We start from the raw sequence: 17,732 nt of genomic DNA on the forward strand, positions 1-17,732 counted from the left end.
CCGCGACGCCCGCGTCCCCGACCGCCGCGGCCGCGACGCCCGACGCCGCCGCGCCGTCGCCGGTCCTGACCAGTCACGCCCCCCTGCCCGTCGCCGACCTGGAATCCTATGTCGACGGCGTCGTGCGCGACCGCATGGCCCGCGACCACATCGCCGGCGTGACCATCGCCGTCGTCCAGAACGGCCAGGTGGTGCTGAAGAAGGGCTACGGCGTCGCCAGCCTGAAGGACGGCCGCAAGGTCGATCCCGACAAGACCCTGTTCCGCATCGGCTCGATCTCCAAGACCTTCACCTGGATCGCCCTGATGAACGAGGTGGACGCCGGCCGCATGCGCCTGGACACCCCGATCAACATCTACTTGCCCGAGAAGCTGCAGCTGAAGGACCAGGGCAAGAAGACCCCGGTGCGGCTGCGCGACCTGATGACCCACACCGCCGGGTTCGAGGACCGGGCCCTGGGCCAGCTGTTCGAGCGCGACCCGCGCCGCGAACGGCCCCTGGAGCTGTACCTGCGCCAGGAGCGTCCCAACCGCGTGCGCGAACCGGGCCTGCTGCCGGCCTATTCGAACTACGGCGCCGGCCTGGCCGGCGCGGCTCTGGCCAACGTCACCGGCCAGCCGTTCGAGAAGGAGGTCGCCGACCAGGTGATCCTGCCCGCCGGCCTGACCCACACCACCTTCCGCGAGAACCGTCCGTGGCGGGACGACCTGCCGCCGCCGATGGCCGCGAACCTGGCGGCCGACCTGTCGGACGGCTTCCGCTGGACCCCGCTGGGCTTCCAGACCGAGGACCCGGAGTTCATCGGCCACATCGCCCCCGCCGGCGCCGCCTCCAGCACCGCCGGCGACATGGCCCGCTACATGACCCTGCTGCTGAACGGCGGGACCATCGACGGCAAGACGATCTTCTCGTCCAAGACCAGCGCCCTGTTCCGCACGCCGATGTACCGCCCGGCCGAGGGCGCGCCCGGCTGGAACGCCGGCTTCATGGACATCCCCCTGCCCGGCGGCAAGCGCGGCTTCGGCCACGCCGGCGCCACCCTGTGGTTCCACTCCAACATGGTGATGGTCCCCGAGCTGGGCCTGGGCGTCTTCGTGGCGGTCAACACCGACACCGGCGCCGACCTGCCCGCCACCCTGCCCTCGACGATCATCGAGCGTTTCTACGCGCCGCGTCCGGAAATCCCCGCCGCCAGCCCGATCTCGCACGACGAGGCCCGCGCCTATGAGGGCCGGTTCCTGACCACGCGCCGCTCCTACGGCGGGCTGGAGGGCTTCATCGACCGCCTGATCGGCGAGGCCAGCGTGCGCGCCGCGCCCGACGGCCGCCTGACCCTGACCATCGACGGCCAGTCCAGCCAATGGACGGCGACCGGCCAGCCCGACACCTTCGCCCCCGTCGGCGGGTCCGGCCTGCTGGTCTTCCAGCGCGATGACGGCAAGGTCGTGCGGTTCTTCTCGCCGATGGGCGGAGCGGCGTTCGAGCGCATCGGCTTCCCGCACCAGCTGGGCCTGCTGATCGCCTTCGCCGTGCTGACCGCCCTGGCGGCCATCGCGACCCTGATCGGCGTGGCCACTCGCGACCGCCGCGAGGCGCGCCAGACCCCGACCCAGGCCCGCGCCAGCCTGATGCAGACCATCCAGTCCATCCTCTGGCTGATCGCCCTGGTCGGCGTCGGGGTGTTCGCCAGCGGTTCCTCCGACGTGGCCAACGTGGTCTACGGCTGGCCCAGCGGCTGGCTGCTCAGCGCCTCGGCCTGCGCCTTCGTCTCGGCCTGGCTGACCATCGCCACCCTGGCCATGCTGCCGGTCGTGTGGCGCGGCGGGCGGCGGGTCGACAGCTGGACCTCGCTGCGCAAGCTGGCCTTCACCTGCACGACCCTGGTCTTCCTGGGCTTCACCCTGCTGCTGGGCGCCTGGGGCTTCCTGGAATTCTGGAACACCTGACCCCCTCCGGCCCTTCGGGCCACCTCCCCCAGAGGGGGAGGAGCGGCACGCGATCTGCACCGCCCTCCCCGAGGAAGCCTCGGGGGGAGCCGATCGTGTCAAAACTGGACGCCGCCATCTTCAGCCTGGCCGGCCTGCTGGCCTGGCTCGCGGCCACCCTGTTCTACGCGGCCTATGGCGGCGGGCTGCTGGAGAAGGCCTTCTGGTTCTACGCCCTGAACGCCTTCGCGGCGGCGGCGGCGGCCACCTTCGTCTTCCAGGTCGCCGCGCGGCTGCGGCGGATCCCGCGGGCCCGGCGGCTGTTCCCGGCCATGGCCTTCGGCCTGCCGATCCTGGCCGGCGCCGACCTGGTGCTGGCCCACTTCGAGAAGCTGATGTCCGACGATCCGGCCAGCCTGGGCCGCTACGGCGCCTTCATGCTGGTGCTGCTGGTCTCGGTGGGGGCGTCAGTCTTCGAGCGTGGACCGCAGAAAGCGCGAGTCTAGCTTCCGCACCACGATGACGATCCGCTCGCGCTCGGCCGGGCGGCGCTCGACCAGCAGACGGGCCACCTGGGCGTCGTCGTGGAAGGCGTAGCCCTTGATGGCGTCCAGCAGGGCCTTGGCCAGGTTGTCCAGGTCCATCCACGGCGGCTCGCCGACGAACTCCATGCCGATCTCAACCGAGAACTCGCCCCAGGCCGGGCGCGAGCCACGCCAGACCTTGCGGAAGAACTCGTAGATCAGGGGCTTGTAGTACTTGGCCTGGGTGGTCAGGCCGTCGACCACCAGGGTCAGCTGACCGTCCGCCTCTCGGGCCCGGACCTTGCCGTGATGCGTCCAGCCGTCGTCCACTAAGCCTGCTCGACCTTCACGGCCGTGCCGTAGGCCAGGACCTCGGTGATGCCTTCCATGATCTCGTTGGCGTCGTAGCGCATGGCGATCACGGCGTTGGCGCCCAGCTCGGCCGCGTGGGCCACGAGCAAATCGTAGGCTTCCTTTCGGGCCGCCTCGGCCAGGTTCACATAGATCGACAGCTTGCCGCCGAAGATCGACTGGATCGAGCCGCCGAGATTGCCGATCACGCTGCGTGAGCGGACGGTGACGCCACGCACCAGGCCCAGATGGGCGACGACGCGATAGCCGGGCAGATCGTTGGTGGTGGCGACGAGCATGGGATGTCTCCTGACGTCCCGCCCCTATATCGGACCGCTCGCCGCCTCGCCATCACTAGAGCCGCAGGTGGATGCCCTTGCGATGCAGCGGCGTGATCGCCGCGGTGATCAGGGCCAGGATCGCCAGGGCGCACAGGAACGAGGCCAGGTAGGGATCGGCGGTCAGGCGCTGGGCCGTCTCGTAGCCGAAGCCCTGGGGCGTCAGGGCGGTCCCGTCCGCCCGATGGGCCAGCGCCAGGCCCGCGCAGGCGCCCAGCACCTGCGAGACCACGAAGGCCAGGATGGCGTTGCCGCCCAGCACCTTCAGCGGCGCAGCGACGATCTCGACCGCCCGGACCTTCAGGATCGCCTGCAGCACGACCAGGGCGACCAGCGAGGCGCCGCTGCTGAACAGGGCGAAGCTGGAGGTCCAGATCCGCTTGTTGACCGGCACGACCGGGTCCAGCGCCAGGCCGGCGACCACCAGGGCCACGCCCAGGATCAGAAGTGGGACAAGCCCGCCCGCCGCCTCCCCGTCCCGCTCCGAACGCCGGGTCAGCAGGGCGGCGGCGATCACGCCGACCAGGACGTTGACGGTGGCCGGGAAGGTCGAGAGCAGCCCCTCCGGATCATAGGTCACGCCCACGCCCTCGGTCAGGCCGTAAGGCCACAGGTGCGGGATCGTGAACACCGCCCGGTCGACGAAGGCGGGCAGCGAACCGTTGGAATCCAGCCGTCCGACGCCGAACCCCGGGACCGGCGTGAAGGCCAGCAGCGCCCAGTAGCCGACCAGCAGCACGGCGGCCGCCAGGGCGACGCCGCCGAGGTTGATCCGCAGCCTTCCGTCGCCGGCGGGCTTGGCGGGCAGCAGGCAGATGGCGCTGGCCAGGGCGTAGCAGAGGCCGATCCGCTGCAGGATGCCGGGGATGCGCAGATGGGCCAGGTCGAAGGTCGGCAGGGCGTTGAGCACCAGGCCCAGCAGGAGCAGCAGGCCGGTGCGGCGGGCGATCTTGACCCACAGCGCCGCCGAGCTCTGCTCCCCCGTCCGCAGCCGCGGCGCGGACAGGGCGATCGCCATGCCGACGCAGAACAGGAAGGTGGGGAACACCAGGTCCGCCGGGGTCCAGCCGTTCCAGGCCGCGTGCTTCAGCGGCGCGTAGCTGTGATCCCAAGACCCCGGACTAGTCACCAGGATCATGCCGGCGACGGCCAGTCCCCTCAAGACATCGAGCGCGACAACGCGTCCAGAGCCGACTTTCGTCGATTCCATAGTCACCTCCCCTATCGTTGCGGAAGTTATGACCAAGAAAGACAGCGCTGTCAAATGTGAGATGATTTTTCAATTACCTGACCATCCCCATCCAGAGGTGGATTTCAGGCCTTTACGCGCTTCAAAGCCTTACGAAACAAATGGATGATCGAGGTCAGAGCCCGACCACCGCCGCCAGCTTCAGGACGGTGTTCCAATTGCGGGCGGTGCCCAGCKGAGCCCGCTTGGTCTTCTTCCAGTCGCGATCGAGCATCGAATGGCCGACGTCCTCGGGATAGTCGATATAGAGCTCCCGCGTCCCGACCTTGAAGGTCTCGGGCCCCGTGATCGCCGCGCGCAGGATCGCCTCGTCCTCGTCTGACAGCCGCGCCTTCATGAAGTGCACCAGCAGGTGGTTGGGGTGGCTCTTGACCTGGTCCGGATAGGGGTTGCCGTCGATGATGGCCTTCAGCTCTGCGGGCGACCGGACGAAGAACTCGGTGCGCAGGCCCATGCGCTTCTCCAGCCCGTCCTCCAGGCGCCTTTCGATGTCGGCGTCAGAACCGCCCTTCCCCCACAGCACCAGATTGCCGCTGGCCAGCAGCGTCTTGGCCTCGTCGAAGCCCAGGTCCTTGGCCAGGCTCAGCAGATCGTCCTTCAGCACCTTGCGGCCGCCGACATTGACGCCGCGCAACAGGGCGATGTGAGGGCTCATGGGCGAACTCCGTTCTTCGAACGTTCCCGTCGTAGCGTCGCCGGTGCGGCTTCGCAAGCGCCGAGCGTTGCCCTCCGCCCGCCTTGGGTCTAGACCGCGCTCGACCGTTTTTCCGGAGACCCGCCGCATGACCGCCACGCGCAACGAGACCGACACCTTTGGCCCGATCGCCGTCGAGAACGACAAGTACTGGGGCGCTCAGGCCCAGCGTTCGCTCGGCAACTTCAAGATCGGCTGGGAGAAGCAGCCGCTTCCCGTCGTCCGCGCCCTGGGCATCGTCAAGCGCGCCGCCGCCGAGGCGAACCTGGCCCTGGGCAAGCTGGACCCGAAGATCGCCGAGACCATCGTCGCGGCCGCCAACGAGGTCATCGAAGGCAAGCTGAACGAGCACTTCCCGCTGGTGGTCTGGCAGACCGGCTCGGGCACCCAGTCGAACATGAACGCCAACGAGGTGATCTCGAACCGCGCCATCCAGATGCTGGGCGGCGAGATGGGCAGCAAGAAGCCCGTCCACCCCAACGACCACGTCAATATGAGCCAGTCGTCGAACGACACCTATCCGACGGCGATGCACGTGGCCTGCGCCGAGCAGATCGTCCATGACCTGCTGCCGGCCCTGAAGCACCTGCACACGGCCCTGAAGTCCAAGTCCGACGCCTGGGCCAAGATCATCAAGATCGGCCGCACCCACACCCAGGACGCCACGCCCCTGACCCTCGGCCAGGAGTTCGGCGGCTACGCCCAGCAGATCGAGAACGGCATCGCCCGCATCGAGAGCACCCTCCCCGCCCTGATGCAGCTGGCCCAGGGCGGCACCGCCGTCGGCACCGGCCTGAACGCCCCGATCGGCTTCGCCGAGAAGGTGGCCGAGCAGATCGCCGGCATCACCGGCCTGCCCTTCACCACCGCCCCGAACAAGTTCGAGGCCCTGGCCGCCCACGACGCCATGGTCTTCAGCCACGGCGCGATCAACACGGTCGCCGCCAGCCTGTTCAAGATCGCCAACGACATCCGCTTCCTGGGCTCGGGCCCGCGCGCGGGCCTGGGCGAACTGAGCCTGCCGGAAAACGAGCCGGGCTCGTCGATCATGCCGGGCAAGGTGAACCCGACCCAGTGCGAAGCCCTGACCCAAGTCTGCGTCCAGGTGTTCGGCAACCACGCCGCCGTCACCTTCGCCGGCAGCCAGGGCCATTTCGAGCTGAACGTCTTCAACCCGGTGATGGCCTACAACTTCCTGCAGTCGGTGCGCCTGATGTCGGACGCCGCGATCAGCTTCACCGACAACTGCGTCGTCGGCATCGAGCCCCGCGTCGACAACATCAAGAAGGGCGTCGAGAACAGCCTGATGCTGGTCACGGCCCTGAACGGCAAGCTGGGCTACGACATCTGCGCCAAGATCGCCAAGACCGCGCACAAGAACGGCACCACCCTGCGCGAGGAAGCCGTCGGCGGCGGCTACCTGACCAACGAAGAGTTCGACCAGTACGTCCGCCCCGAGAACATGATCTCGCCGGGCTGAACTTGATCCAGCTCGTTCGGATCATCGATGACCTGCCGGACGGCTTCGACGCCCTCCTCGCCTACGCGGCGAGCGAGGGCGTCCGCAACATGGCGCTGCTGGCCCAGGGCTGGGCCGGCGGCGACCAGCGCTTCGACGGCGACGGCGAGGCCCTGCTGGGCGCGCTGCTGGCCGGGGACCTGGCGGGGATCGGCGGCCTGTCGGTCGAGACCGCCGCCGCCGAGCCGGCCCGCCGCGTGCGCCGCTTCTACGTCCGCCCCGCCTTCCGCCGTCAGGGCGTGGCGCGCACCCTGGCCTCGGCCCTCGTGCAGGAAGCCCTCGACCAGGTMGACCTCCTCACCTGCAACGCCGCCGCCTCCCCCGTCGCCGCGCCGTTCTGGGAGGCCCAGGGCTTTTCGCGGGACACTTCAGGGCCTTGGACGCACGTGCTGCGGCGGAGCGCCGGCTAGAACCGGCGTTTCTGCGGCTGCCCTGACCCGATCGCCGTGTTAGCCTTGGCCCATGGGCAAGGTCGAACTCGACATCGGCATCGATCCGGAGCTGCTGGCGCAGGCCATGCGGCTGGGGATTTCCACCGCCGGCATGAGCGAGATCCAGCTGCGGCTGCACCTCCAGAAGGTCGACCCCGCCGGCGCCGAGGAGCGCGCGCGGCGTTGGGCCGAGGAGAACGCCGAGGCGATCAAGGAACACAACGTCTTCATCGAAGAGCATGGATTGCTCTCGGACCACCTGCGGACCTGGTAGGTGCGGCAATATGATCTCTACGAAAATCCGGCAGCGCCGATGCGTGGCGCTGTCCCGTTCGTGGTGGTCCTGTCCTCACATCTGCTGGCAGGCCTGACGGAGGTCATCGTGGCGCCCGTTCTTGCAGGTCGCAGCGCGCCGCTGAACGCCTTCGAAATTCAAATCGAGCACAATGCGGCGACGCTCCTGATCAGCGTCACGGGCATGACCGCGATCCGACAGCGCGACCTGCGACGACGTGCAGGCTCCCTCGCCGCCTATGAAGACGACATCCGTCGCGCGGTCGACCGCCTGTTCACCGGCTTCTGAAGCCTAGCGCCGGTCCACCACCGTCCGGCCGATCGGGGCAATGGCCGCGATGGCTAGCTGCAGGTCCTTGATGGCGAACGGGATGCCGATGATCGTCACGGCCTCGGCGGCGGCGGCGATCAGGTGCGACAGGGCGATGTACCAGCCGCCCAGCAGGAACCAGATCACGTTGAGCACGCAGCCCAGGCCGCCGGTGCCCAGGTCCTCGCGACCGGTGACCAGTTCGCGGGGGACCATCTCCTTGCCGAACGGCCAGAAGGCGAAKCCGGCGATGCGCCAGGCCGCGCCCGCATAGGGCAGGCCCACGATGGTGATGGCCAGCAGCGCGCCGCCCAGCAGCCACAGGCAGCCCGAGATGAAGCCGCCGCAGATGAACCACAGGATGTTGAGCAGCAGGCGGATCATGGCGGTCTCCGACGAAGGCGGCCTTAGGCGTGCGACGAATCGCGATCGATGTCGAGCTTCACCTTTCTCCTCCCGGCGGACGTGACCTTGCCACAAGCTATCGCTATGTGTCGGTCCAGAAACAAAGGCGGCGCTTCCGATTCCAAGCGCCGCGCCGCACGAGGGCACGATGGGTCTGTTCCGCAAGAAGAAGCACCAGGCGATCTCGCTGCCGGTCGGCGTCGCGCCCGTGCCCGTCCCGGTCAAGTTCCGCGGCTGCACCTACCGCATGCCCGACCACTGGGTGATCACCAAGCAGCTGCTGGACGGCAAGAACTACGAGCCCTGGGTGCTGGACTACTTCCTGCAGATCCTGAAGCCCGGCATGACCGTGCTGGACGTCGGGGCCAGCTGGGGCGCCTTCGCCCTGCCCGCGGCCAAGAAGGTCGGGCCCGACGGCCGGGTGATCGCCATCGAGATGAGCCCGGGCAACGGCCGGGTGATCCTGGAGAGCGCCAAGGCGAACGCCATCGACAACATCCGCCTGATCCTGGTGGGCGTCTCCGACCGGCTGGAGACGGCCTTCCTGCGCCGCCAGACCATGCACAACAATCACCAGCTCGAACCGGCCGGCCAGGCCGCGCCCGAAGACCTCTCCGACTACGACTTCGCGCCCGTCGTGCCGATCGACCTGCTGCGCGGCGAGCTGGGCCAGGTCGACGTGATGAAGATCGACATCGAGGGCATGGAATATCGCGCCTTCATGGGCGCCAAGGCGTTCATGGCCGAGCAGAAGCCGATCACCTTCCTGGAATACTCTCCAGCCTTCCAGGCCGAGACCTCGCGCGCCGAGGGTTCGGCCCTGCTGAGCTTCTTCCTGGACCTGGGCTACGGCGTCGAGATCCTGCACCGCAAGAAGAAGCGCGAGGCCGTGAAGGGCGCGACCGCCGCCGAGGTCATCGCCAATGTCGACGCGGCCTGGAAGCGGCATGTCGAGGACGACAACGGCACCCACCTGGACCTGTGCCTGAAGGCGAAGGCCTAGATCCCTACTTGATCAGCTGCCACTTGCGCGCCCATCGCCCCTTGCCGAAGCGCGTGAGGATCAGCAGGTAGAGGCCGGCATAGATCACCGCGCCCACGCCCACGAGACCCATCGCCCAGGGCCCCGGCGCGTGCCAGGGCGGCGGGACCAGCCAGTTGTGCGGCGGGGCGGTCAGCTCAAGCCACAGCCCGCCCACCCAGGCCAGCGAGAACAGCAGCACGGCCGGATAGCGCAGGACCGGGCTCTTCTGGACCAGCAGCAGGAACTGGATGAAGGCCACGGCCAGGCCGGCGGCGATCGCCGCCCCGGCGGTCAGCCAGCCGTTGTGCGCCAGGGCCTTGACCCGCACCGCCGCCGAGAAGGCCGCCCACAGCGGGGCCCACAGCACCGGACCGAAGGTCAGCAGCAGGATCCCGAACCCGATCACCACGCCCAGGCCGCCGCCGATCACCTTGCCGGCCGCCTCGCMCGCCTCGTGGGCGTGCCCATGGCCATGCGGGTCGCCGCTGGGATTGTCCGGCGTGGTCTTCAGCACGGTATTGAGGGACGGCAGCGGGCCTTCCGGCGGCAGCGGAAGCATGTTGCTGAGCTTGGATCCCCCCGGTCCCATCGCGTCAGGCCCTTCGGCTGACCGCGAAATCGGCGAGGCTTTCCAGGCTGGTGCGCCAGTCGTTGGCCGGGAAGCCCGACAGCGCGGCCTTGGCCTTGTCGGCATAGCCGCCCGCCAGGTCCAGCGTGGCGTCCAGCGAGCCCGTGCCGACGATCAGTTCGCGGGCGCGACGGAAGTCGGCCTCGGTCTGCTCGCGGCGGCCGATGGCCCGCTCCCAGAACTCGGCCTCGCGCGGGCCCGAGCGGGCGATGGCCAGCAGCAGGGGCAAGGTGGCCTTGCCTTCGCGGAAGTCGTCGCCGGCGTTCTTGCCCAGGGCCTCGGTCGTGCCGCCGTAGTCCAGGGCGTCGTCGGCCAGTTGGAAGGCCAGGCCCAGGTTCATGCCGTAGTCGCGCAGGGCGTTCGACTTCTCGGCCGACACCCCGGCCGAGACGCCGCCGGCTTCGGAGGCCGCGGCGAACAGCTCGGCGGTCTTGGCGCCGATGATCTCCAGRTACAGGGCCTGGGACAGGTTCAGGTCGTGGCTGCGGGTGAGCTGAAGCACCTCGCCCTCGGCGATGACGCGGCTGGCCTTGGCCAGGATCTCCAGCGCCTTCATCGAGTTCGTCTCGACCATCAGCTCGAAGGCCCGGGCGAACAGGAAGTCGCCGACCAGCACGCTCTGCGCCGCGCCCCAGATCAGGTGGGCGGCGACCTTGCCGCGCCGCAGCTGGCTGCCGTCGACCACGTCGTCGTGCAGCAGAGTGGCGGTGTGGATGAACTCGACGGCGGCGGCCAGCTTCAGGCAGCTGTCGTTGTCCGACCCGGCCAGGCGCGCGGCGGCCACGGTCAGCAGCGGACGCAGGCGCTTGCCGCCGGCGGCGATCAGGTGCTCGGCCAGGGCCGGGATGACCGGGACCTCGCTCTGCATGCGCGCGGTGATCAGGGCGTCGACCCCAGCCATGTCGGCGGCGGCCAGCCGCACAAGACGATCCACCGATCCCGGCTCCCGGGCGAGGGTCGCTGCAGCTGCGTCCAAAACCATACTCTCCCTGCTGACGCCCGCCGGAGGTCGGCCTGCGCCTCGCGTCCCTTGGGCTTGATCAGCCGTTGCGAGCGACAATGCTGGCGGGATAGGTCAGGGTCAAGGCGAGCACAAGGCTTGAAACGTTGCCGGACGCGTTACCCACATCCCCAGGCCCCCTCGCGGTCACCGAAGACGCCGTCCTGAACGGTCGCGTCAAGCTGCGCCAGCCCGTGACGGGCTACCGCGCCGGCATGGACGCGGCCTTGCTGGCCGCCGCCTGCGACGCCGCCCCCGGCGACCGGGTGATCGAGGCCGGCTGCGGGGTCGGCGGCGCGCTGCTGGCGGCGGCCGTCCGCCGCCCCGGCGCCCGATTCGTCGGAGTGGAGCGCGATTCCGCCGCCGTGGAGCTGGCGCGGGGCAATGTCGGGCTGAACGCCCTGGCCGATCGCGTGGAGATCGTCGCCGGCGACGTCGAGCGCGGCTTCCGGGCCCTGGACCTGCCGGTGTTCGACGCGGTGATCAGCAATCCGCCCTTCTTCGACGACCCCGCCGCCCTGCGCGCGCCCGCGCCGGAGAAGTCCGGCGCCTGGATGGCCGACGGCGGCCTGAAGGCCTGGACGGGCTTCTGCCTGAAGGCGGTGCGCGAAGGCGGGACCATCACCCTGATCCACCGCGCCGACCGCTTGGCCGACCTCCTGGCCCTGCTGGCGCCCAAGGCCGGCTCGTTCAGGATCCGCCCCATCGCCCCCTTCGCCGACGCCCCGGCCAAGCGGGTGATCGTGCGGGCGATCAAGACCGGCAAGGCGCCGCTGGTGCTGCTGCCGCCGCTGGTCCTGCACGAGCGGGAGGGATCGGGGCACTCGGCGGCGGCCGAGGCCGTCCTGCGCGGCGACGCGGCGCTCGGTTGGTGAAAATCATATAAAGATATCTTTATATCCCTCTTGACGATGAGCCGAAACGCGCGCTCCCTAGGCTCGTCGTGGTCTGCGGACGTTCGCGTCCGGAGCTAAGAGGGAAGTCGGTGCGGGGGTGAAATCCCAAATCCGGCGCTGCCCCCGCAACTGTGAGCGGCGAGCCGCTGTCCGATACGTGTCACTGACGCGCCGAAGCTGGATCGGTGGCGCGTCGGGAAGGCCAGGACAGGGGCGCTGACCCGTGAGCCAGGAGACCTGCCCCGACAGATAACGTCCTCCGGCGGGGTGCCCGGTCTGGTCGCTTGCAAGGCGCGACCGGGCCCGTGAACCCGTGCGCGACCGCGTGCGCGCCCCGATCAAGCCTCCGCCTTCACACCGGCAGAGGTTTTTTGAAATGACCGTMACCGTCGCCACCCTGGGCTTTCCCCGCATCGGCCCGCGCCGCGAGCTGAAGCTCGCGCTCGAGGACCATTGGGCGGGCAAGACCGACGCCCCTTCCCTGCTCGCCACGGCCGCCGGCCTGCGGGCGCACGGCTGGAAACGCCAGAAGGCGCTGGGCGTGGACCACGTGCCYAGCAACGACTTCTCGCTCTACGACCACGTGCTGGACGCCAGCGTCATGGTCGGCGCCGTCCCGGCGACCTACGGCTGGGCCGGCGGCGAGGTCGACACCGCGACCTATTTCGCCATGGCGCGCGGGACGCAGGGCGACGCCCAGGTCTGCGAACACGGMCACATCCACGCCCACGGCGCGGGCCTGCCGGCCATGGAGATGACCAAGTGGTTCGACACCAACTACCACTACCTGACGCCCGAGGTGTCGCGCGGCCAGGTCTTCACCCTGTCGTCCACCAAGCCGATCGACGAGTTCCTGGAGGCCAAGGCCCTGGGGATCCGCACCCGCCCCGTCTTGCTGGGCCCCGTCACCTTCCTGAAGCTGGCCAAGAGCCGTGACCCGGACTTCTCGCCGCTGACCCTGCTGTCGTCGCTGATCCCGGTCTATGTCGAAGTGCTGCAGCGCCTGATGGCGGCCGGGGCCGACTGGGTGCAGATCGACGAGCCGTGCCTGGCCCTGGACCTGACCGAGTTCGAGCGCGGCGAACTGCGCCGGGCCTACGGTCTGCTGACCCACGCCACGCCGGGCCTGCGGATCATGCTGACCAGCTATTTCGGGGCCTATGGCGACAACCTGTCGACCGCCGCCAACCTGCCGGTCGACGGCCTGCACATCGACCTGGCCCGCGCGCCCGAACAGCTGGACGCGGCGCTCTCGGCGGCCCGCGAGGGGCTGGTGCTGTCCCTGGGGGTGATCGACGGCCGCAACGTCTGGCACGCCGACCTGGAGGCTCTGCTGGACCGCCTGGACCCGATCGTCTCCAAGCGCGGCGGCGACCGCGTGATCCTGGCGCCGTCATGCTCGCTGCTGCACACCCCGATCGATCTGGAGCTGGAAACCGCCATCGATCCGGAGGTCCGCCAATGGCTGGCCTTCGCCGTCCAGAAGATCGAGGAGCTGACGATCCTGGCCAAGGCGCTGAACGAGGGCCGCGACGCGGTCCGGCCGGCCCTGGAGGCCGCCTCCAAGGCCGCCGCCGCGCGCCGGTCCTCGCCGCGCATCCACGACCTGGCGGTCCAGGCTCGACTGGCCGCGGTCACGCCGGACGACGCCCAGCGCGCTTCGCCGTTCGCCCGGCGTATCGCCCTGCAGCAGGCCCGCCTGAACCTGCCGTCCCTGCCGACCACCACGATCGGCTCGTTCCCCCAGACCAGCGCCGTGCGCAAGGCCCGCGCCGCCCACGCCAAGGGCGTCCTGGCCGACGCCGACTACCAGGTCTTCCTGCGCGAGGAGACCGCGGCCGCCGTGGCCTGGCAGGAGGAGATCGACCTGGACGTGCTGGTGCACGGCGAGTTCGAGCGCAACGACATGGTCCAGTATTTCGGCGAGCAACTGGCCGGCTTCGTGTTCACCAAGCACGCCTGGGTGCAATCATACGGCTCGCGCTGCGTGCGGCCGCCGATCATCTTCGGCGACGTGTCGCGGCCCCGTCCGATGACGGTGGAATGGTGGCGCTACGCCCAGTCGCTGACCGACCGGCCGATGAAGGGCATGCTGACCGGCCCGGTCACCATCCTGCAGTGGTCGTTCGTCCGCGACGACATTCCGCGCAGCCAAACCTGCCGCCAGATCGCCCTGGCGATCCGAGACGAGGTGGTCGACCTGGAGGCCGCCGGCGCCAAGGTGATCCAGATCGACGAGGCGGCCCTGCGCGAGGGCCTGCCCCTGCGCCGCGCCGACCGCCAGGCCTATCTGGACTGGGCGGTGGAGGCCTTCCGCCTGGCCGCCTCCGGCGTCCGCGACGAGACCCAGGTCCACACCCACATGTGCTATTCGGAGTTCAACGACATCATCGCCGCGATCGGGGCGATGGACGCCGACGTCATCTCCATCGAGACCGCGCGCTCGAAGATGGAGCTGCTGGACGCCTTCGAGGCCTACGCCTATCCGGCCGAGATCGGGCCGGGCGTCTACGACATCCACGCCCCCCGCGTGCCGGGACCCGAGGAGATGGTCGCCCTGCTGGCCAGCGCCGGCGCGCGGCTGTCGCCCGGGCAGCTGTGGGTCAATCCCGACTGCGGCCTGAAGACCCGCAAGTGGGACGAGGTCCGCCCGGCCCTGGTCAACATGGTGGCGGCGGCGAAGGCGGCTCGAGCGGTGCTGTAGCCTGAAGAAGGGGACACACACTCACCCCACGGTCTTCGCCGAACTGGCTAGGCCTTGCCGTGAGTGTGTGTCCCCACCTTAATCCCCTACTCCGCGTACAGCGCCAGCGCGTCCAGGCACATCTCCAGCCCGGTCAGGTCGTGCAGCGGATCGTCGGTGATGATCACGAACAGTCGCCGGGCCTCGGCCCACAGCATCAGGGTCTCGGGCAGGCCGAAGTCCTCGACCACGCAGCCGTCGCCGTCGCGCCAGACGCCGTGCTCGTCGCGCTGGGCGCCCACGTGCACCTCGACCCGGTCGACATATTCGGCCTCGCTCTCGTCGGCGACGTTGACATAGGCCATGACCGGCCGCCCCAGGCCCGCCAGGACGCCGGCCTCGAAGGCCGCGGCGCTGGCGCAGGAAGGCCCTCGGAACGGGGTCAGGTTGATGATCCCGGCGTCGGCCTGCCGCAGCTTGGCCATCCTCTCGGCGTAGAGTTCCCGCGCCTGGACCTCGACATTGTCGGCCTGGGTCTCGACGACGGCGGGAGCGGTCAGGCCGGTGAAGCCGTTATCAGCACAGAGGGCGCGTTGGCGCGCGGCCTGGGCCTCGGCGTCGGGAAGCCAGGGCTCGGGTCCGGCCAGCCAGATGGAACGTACGGGTCTCATGACCCTTAGAACTTGCCGAAACGGGACGCTGTCAACCGCCTTGAGGACCATGAACGCCCCTAAGACCGCTCCAGACCGCCGCGCCCTGATCGTCGCCGCCGCGTCCACCCTCGTCCTGCCCGGCCTCATCCCCGCCCCCGCCCGGGCCGCCATGAGCGACCCCTGGCTGGCCTATGACCGCCGCCTGCGCCGCCAGCTGGCGGAGAGCCGGGGCGATTTCGACCCCGATTTCGAGACCGACCTGCACGACCTGGGCGACATCTTCCGGCGGGCCCAGGGCCTGAACGCCCTGGCGCCCGATCCCGGCCTGACCCTGGCCGCCCGCGCCCACGCCGCCGACATCGCCCGCACCGGCGTGTTCGACCACATGACCCGCGAGGGCTTCGGCCCCGCCGCCCGGGTGGGCCTGCTGGCCCGCGACCTGGTCGGCGCGCCGGGCGAGAACATCGCCGAGCGGCTGAACGCCAGCGGCGCCGTGCGGCCCGACCAGATCATGGGCCAGTGGAAGTCCAGCCCCGGCCACCGCGCCAACCTGCTGGCGCCGGGCTTCACCCATGTGGGCTACGGCGTGCTGCGCCAGGGCCGCGAGGTGATGGCGGTCGGGGCCTATGCCGAGGTTTCGGCCCGCCTCTCCGCCCCCGCCCCGCTGCGCGTGGCGTCCGTGGGCGTGATCGCGGCCGCCCTGACGGGCGCCGTGCCGCGCATCGACCAGTTCTCGGTGTCGGAGCCCGGCGCGGAGGCCCTGGTCGAGACCTATGTCGAAAGCCCGGGCGCCCAGACCCTGCCGCCCGGCGCCTGGCAGCTGCGCCCGCACCTGTCGACCGGCCCACGGAAGTATCAGGTGGCCTGGGGCCCGGTGTTCGTGCTGGGGTGAGCGCGCAGGTCCGACAATCGCTCTCGCGCGGCTTCGGACGCCAGAAAAGCCGTCACCAGCCGAAAGCCCTCCCGCGCTTCGTCCCAGAATCCCTGCGGGGTGGAGCTCGTTTCGTCGCGCGCGCCGTGCTCGTCGAAAAGTTCGAGCAAAGCCGCGCCGTTCTCTGGCCGTAGAAGCCTCACGAGATAGGGCATGATGTCGATCCGGGCCCGCGCCATGCCGCAAAGCAACGTCTCGACCTCGCCGCCATGGGCGCCGTCACCGAGACCGGCCGCCCAGCGATCGAACCAGGCGGACAGGAAACCCAGGATCGCGGCGCGCTCGACGTCCGACCAGGCGCTCCACTCGGCCCGCGTTAGAGCGCCGACCGCCAGTTCTGGGGACGGCCACCAGGCCAGGTCGCTGGCCGACAGATCGAGGATGCGCGGCAGGAAATAGCGATAGTCGCCGACGTCCCCCACCGTCAGGAACACGCTGGATGCATAGGGGGCCAACTGGTCGCTGGTCAGAACGCCAAGCGGCCGCGTCAGCAGAACCTCCCGCGCGTCGGCGCCCAAACAGCAGAAGCAACCCTGGATCGACACCGGCGGCTCGGCGCTGAAGGTCTCGTAGAGTTCGGCCAAGGCGGCGTCGAAGGCGCTCATCACGGCAATCTCGATGGCCTGGTCCGTTTCGCCAAACGAAAAACGGCGGGCCCTCGCGAGCCCGCCGTTCGTCTTGGTCAGCGATGAAGCCGAGGCCTAGTTCTTGGCCACGTCCACCAGCTTGTTCTTGGCGATCCAGGGCATCATGGCGCGCAGGCGGCCGCCGACTTCCTCGATCTGGTGCTCGGCCGAGCGGCGACGGGTCGCCTTGAAGCTCGGCTGGCCCACCTGGTTCTCCAGCATGAAGTCGCGCACGAACTTGCCCGACTGGATGTCGTCCAGCACGCGCTTCATCTCGGCCTTGGTTTCCGGGGTGATGATGCGCGGACCGGTGACGTACTCGCCGTACTCGGCCGTGTTGCTGATCGAGTAGTTCATGTTGGCGATGCCGCCTTCGTACATGAGGTCGACGATCAGCTTCAGTTCGTGCAGGCACTCGAAGTAAGCCATTTCCGGCGCGTAGCCGGCTTCCACCAGCACTTCGAAGCCGGCGCGGACCAGCTCGACCGTGCCGCCGCAGAGGACGGCCTGCTCACCGAACAGGTCGGTTTCGCATTCCTCGCGGAAGTTGGTCTCGATGATGCCCGAGCGGCCGCCGCCGATGGCGCTGGCATAGGCCAGGCCGAGGTCGAGGGCGTTGCCGGTGGCGTTGTGGTGCACCGCGATCAGGCAAGGCACGCCGCCGCCCTTCTGGTACTMGCCGCGCACGGTGTGGCCGGGGCCCTTGGGGGCGACCATCAGGACGTCGATGGTGTCCTTGGGCTCGATCAGGCCGAAGTGCACGTTCAGGCCGTGGGCGAACAGCAGGGCCGCGCCGTCGCGGATGTTGGGCGCGATGTCGTTCTTGTAGATCGCGGCCTGATGCTCGTCGGGGGCCAGGATCATCAGCAGGTCGGCCCAGGCGGCGGCTTCGGCCACGGTCATGACCTTCAGGCCTTCGCCCTCGGCCTTCTTGGCCGTCGGCGAACCGGCGCGCAGGGCGACGGCCACGTTCTTGGCGCCGGAGTCCCGAAGGTTGAGCGCGTGAGCATGACCTTGCGAACCATAGCCTACGATCGCGATCTTCTTGTCCAAGATGCGAGCGAGGTCGGCGTCGCGATCATAATAGACGCGCATGTTTTTTCTCCAGGACTGGTCGTTTATGGCCGCCCCGCGCAACGGCGAAGCGACAAAGGCCGGGCGTTTGAGCGTTTTTTTGCCGTTTCGTCAAGGCGATGACGACAGAACGTTGTGACCCGAAAGCCTCTGTGGCGACGTTTTACGCCGCGGGGC

20 protein-coding genes and 1 riboswitch are annotated in these 17,732 nt (G+C 69.4%); of the genes, 10 read left to right on the top strand and 10 right to left on the bottom strand.

The window, feature by feature from the left end:
• Positions 1–1,946, top strand: a 1,946-nt coding sequence (locus AC1U89_RS21575) for a serine hydrolase (protein WP_479901691.1), incomplete at its 5' end; no start/stop codon positions are given.
• A gap of 95 nt (positions 1,947–2,041) precedes the next feature.
• Complete coding sequence (locus AC1U89_RS21580; RefSeq protein WP_479901692.1) at positions 2,042–2,431, top strand: hypothetical protein; 390 nt, start codon at positions 2,042–2,044, stop codon at positions 2,429–2,431.
• On the opposite strand, the gene AC1U89_RS21585 is transcribed toward AC1U89_RS21580, so the two are convergent.
• The 4 genes from AC1U89_RS21585 to AC1U89_RS21600 all read right to left on the bottom strand — a co-directional run bounded on the left by AC1U89_RS21585 (position 2,393) and on the right by AC1U89_RS21600 (position 5,042).
• Positions 2,393–2,779, bottom strand: a complete 387-nt coding sequence (locus AC1U89_RS21585; protein ID WP_029915654.1) for a RusA family crossover junction endodeoxyribonuclease — start codon at positions 2,777–2,779, stop codon at positions 2,393–2,395. The genes AC1U89_RS21580 and AC1U89_RS21585 overlap by 39 nt on opposite strands.
• Positions 2,779–3,099: a YbjQ family protein gene (locus AC1U89_RS21590; protein ID WP_479901693.1), complete on the bottom strand. Its 321-nt coding sequence runs from the start codon at positions 3,097–3,099 to the stop codon at positions 2,779–2,781. Before AC1U89_RS21590 ends, AC1U89_RS21585 begins: the two co-directional genes overlap by 1 nt.
• 55 nt (positions 3,100–3,154) lie before the next feature.
• Positions 3,155–4,348 (bottom strand): acyltransferase family protein, encoded by a 1,194-nt coding sequence (locus AC1U89_RS21595; protein WP_479901694.1) that lies wholly within the window; start codon positions 4,346–4,348, stop codon positions 3,155–3,157.
• A 154-nt stretch (positions 4,349–4,502) separates the two neighbouring features.
• Positions 4,503–5,042 (bottom strand): DUF1697 domain-containing protein, encoded by a 540-nt coding sequence (locus tag AC1U89_RS21600; RefSeq protein ID WP_479901695.1) that lies wholly within the window; start codon positions 5,040–5,042, stop codon positions 4,503–4,505.
• Positions 5,043–5,169: 127 nt separating this feature from the next.
• On the opposite strand from AC1U89_RS21600, the gene fumC reads away from it, so the two are divergent.
• The 4 genes from fumC to AC1U89_RS21620 are packed head-to-tail and all read left to right on the top strand — an operon-like array spanning position 5,170 to position 7,614.
• Positions 5,170–6,561 (top strand): class II fumarate hydratase, encoded by a 1,392-nt coding sequence (fumC, locus tag AC1U89_RS21605; protein WP_479901696.1) that lies wholly within the window; start codon positions 5,170–5,172, stop codon positions 6,559–6,561.
• A 2-nt stretch (positions 6,562–6,563) separates the two neighbouring features.
• The gene (locus AC1U89_RS21610) at positions 6,564–7,010 is read left to right on the top strand and encodes a GNAT family N-acetyltransferase (protein ID WP_479901697.1); all 447 of its coding nucleotides are present in this window, start codon (positions 6,564–6,566) and stop codon (positions 7,008–7,010) included.
• 52 nt (positions 7,011–7,062) lie between these two features.
• Positions 7,063–7,305: a type II toxin-antitoxin system CcdA family antitoxin gene (locus AC1U89_RS21615; RefSeq protein ID WP_479901698.1), complete on the top strand. Its 243-nt coding sequence runs from the start codon at positions 7,063–7,065 to the stop codon at positions 7,303–7,305.
• On the top strand, positions 7,306–7,614 hold the full coding sequence (locus tag AC1U89_RS21620) for a CcdB family protein (protein WP_479901699.1): 309 nt from the start codon (positions 7,306–7,308) through the stop codon (positions 7,612–7,614).
• Between the two features lie 3 nt (positions 7,615–7,617).
• On the opposite strand, the gene AC1U89_RS21625 is transcribed toward AC1U89_RS21620, so the two are convergent.
• Positions 7,618–8,019: a YccF domain-containing protein gene (locus AC1U89_RS21625; RefSeq protein WP_479901700.1), complete on the bottom strand. Its 402-nt coding sequence runs from the start codon at positions 8,017–8,019 to the stop codon at positions 7,618–7,620.
• A gap of 169 nt (positions 8,020–8,188) precedes the next feature.
• Here AC1U89_RS21625 and AC1U89_RS21630 point away from each other — a divergent pair, with 169 nt between their 5' ends.
• Complete coding sequence (locus AC1U89_RS21630) at positions 8,189–9,043, top strand: FkbM family methyltransferase (RefSeq protein ID WP_479901701.1); 855 nt, start codon at positions 8,189–8,191, stop codon at positions 9,041–9,043.
• Positions 9,044–9,047: 4 nt separating this feature from the next.
• On the opposite strand, the gene AC1U89_RS21635 is transcribed toward AC1U89_RS21630, so the two are convergent.
• Positions 9,048–9,623, bottom strand: a complete 576-nt coding sequence (locus AC1U89_RS21635) for a hypothetical protein (protein ID WP_479901702.1) — start codon at positions 9,621–9,623, stop codon at positions 9,048–9,050.
• 34 nt (positions 9,624–9,657) lie between these two features.
• Positions 9,658–10,668, bottom strand: coding sequence for a polyprenyl synthetase family protein (locus AC1U89_RS21640; protein ID WP_479901703.1), 1,011 nt, complete (start codon positions 10,666–10,668; stop codon positions 9,658–9,660).
• Positions 10,669–10,886: 218 nt separating this feature from the next.
• On the opposite strand from AC1U89_RS21640, the gene AC1U89_RS21645 reads away from it, so the two are divergent.
• Complete coding sequence (locus tag AC1U89_RS21645; protein WP_479901704.1) at positions 10,887–11,567, top strand: tRNA1(Val) (adenine(37)-N6)-methyltransferase; 681 nt, start codon at positions 10,887–10,889, stop codon at positions 11,565–11,567.
• A 52-nt stretch (positions 11,568–11,619) separates the two neighbouring features.
• A riboswitch (cobalamin riboswitch) is annotated at positions 11,620–11,847 on the top strand.
• 117 nt (positions 11,848–11,964) lie between these two features.
• Positions 11,965–14,292 (top strand): 5-methyltetrahydropteroyltriglutamate--homocysteine S-methyltransferase, encoded by a 2,328-nt coding sequence (gene metE / locus AC1U89_RS21650; protein WP_479901705.1) that lies wholly within the window; start codon positions 11,965–11,967, stop codon positions 14,290–14,292.
• Positions 14,293–14,378: 86 nt separating this feature from the next.
• Here the strand turns inward: metE and AC1U89_RS21655 are convergent, their stop codons facing one another.
• On the bottom strand, positions 14,379–14,942 hold the full coding sequence (locus AC1U89_RS21655) for a nucleoside 2-deoxyribosyltransferase (protein ID WP_479901706.1): 564 nt from the start codon (positions 14,940–14,942) through the stop codon (positions 14,379–14,381).
• Between the two features lie 49 nt (positions 14,943–14,991).
• Here AC1U89_RS21655 and AC1U89_RS21660 point away from each other — a divergent pair, with 49 nt between their 5' ends.
• On the top strand, positions 14,992–15,816 hold the full coding sequence (locus AC1U89_RS21660) for a CAP domain-containing protein (protein ID WP_479901707.1): 825 nt from the start codon (positions 14,992–14,994) through the stop codon (positions 15,814–15,816).
• Here the strand turns inward: AC1U89_RS21660 and AC1U89_RS21665 are convergent.
• Complete coding sequence (locus AC1U89_RS21665) at positions 15,780–16,460, bottom strand: hypothetical protein (protein WP_479901708.1); 681 nt, start codon at positions 16,458–16,460, stop codon at positions 15,780–15,782. The two genes, AC1U89_RS21660 and AC1U89_RS21665, sit on opposite strands and share 37 nt — an antisense overlap.
• 96 nt (positions 16,461–16,556) lie before the next feature.
• A complete protein-coding gene (gene ilvC / locus AC1U89_RS21670) occupies positions 16,557–17,576 on the bottom strand; it encodes a ketol-acid reductoisomerase (RefSeq protein ID WP_479901709.1) in 1,020 nt (339 codons plus the stop codon).
• Between the last annotated feature and the right edge of the window lie 156 nt (positions 17,577–17,732).

The organism is Caulobacter sp. 05T431 (genome assembly GCF_056665975.1).

Excerpts from the sequence above, each read along its gene's own strand:
- AC1U89_RS21590 (WP_479901693.1), bottom strand. The coding sequence starts at position 3,099 with ATGCTCGTCGCCACCACCAACGATCTGCCCGGCTATCGCGTCGTCGCC.
- AC1U89_RS21595 (WP_479901694.1), bottom strand. The coding sequence starts at position 4,348 with ATGGAATCGACGAAAGTCGGCTCTGGACGCGTTGTCGCGCTCGATGTC.
- fumC (WP_479901696.1), top strand. The coding sequence starts at position 5,170 with ATGACCGCCACGCGCAACGAGACCGACACCTTTGGCCCGATCGCCGTC.
- AC1U89_RS21615 (WP_479901698.1), top strand. The coding sequence starts at position 7,063 with ATGGGCAAGGTCGAACTCGACATCGGCATCGATCCGGAGCTGCTGGCG.
- AC1U89_RS21630 (WP_479901701.1), top strand. The coding sequence starts at position 8,189 with ATGGGTCTGTTCCGCAAGAAGAAGCACCAGGCGATCTCGCTGCCGGTC.
- AC1U89_RS21655 (WP_479901706.1), bottom strand. The coding sequence starts at position 14,942 with ATGAGACCCGTACGTTCCATCTGGCTGGCCGGACCCGAGCCCTGGCTT.
- AC1U89_RS21660 (WP_479901707.1), top strand. The coding sequence starts at position 14,992 with ATGAACGCCCCTAAGACCGCTCCAGACCGCCGCGCCCTGATCGTCGCC.
- AC1U89_RS21665 (WP_479901708.1), bottom strand. The coding sequence starts at position 16,460 with ATGAGCGCCTTCGACGCCGCCTTGGCCGAACTCTACGAGACCTTCAGC.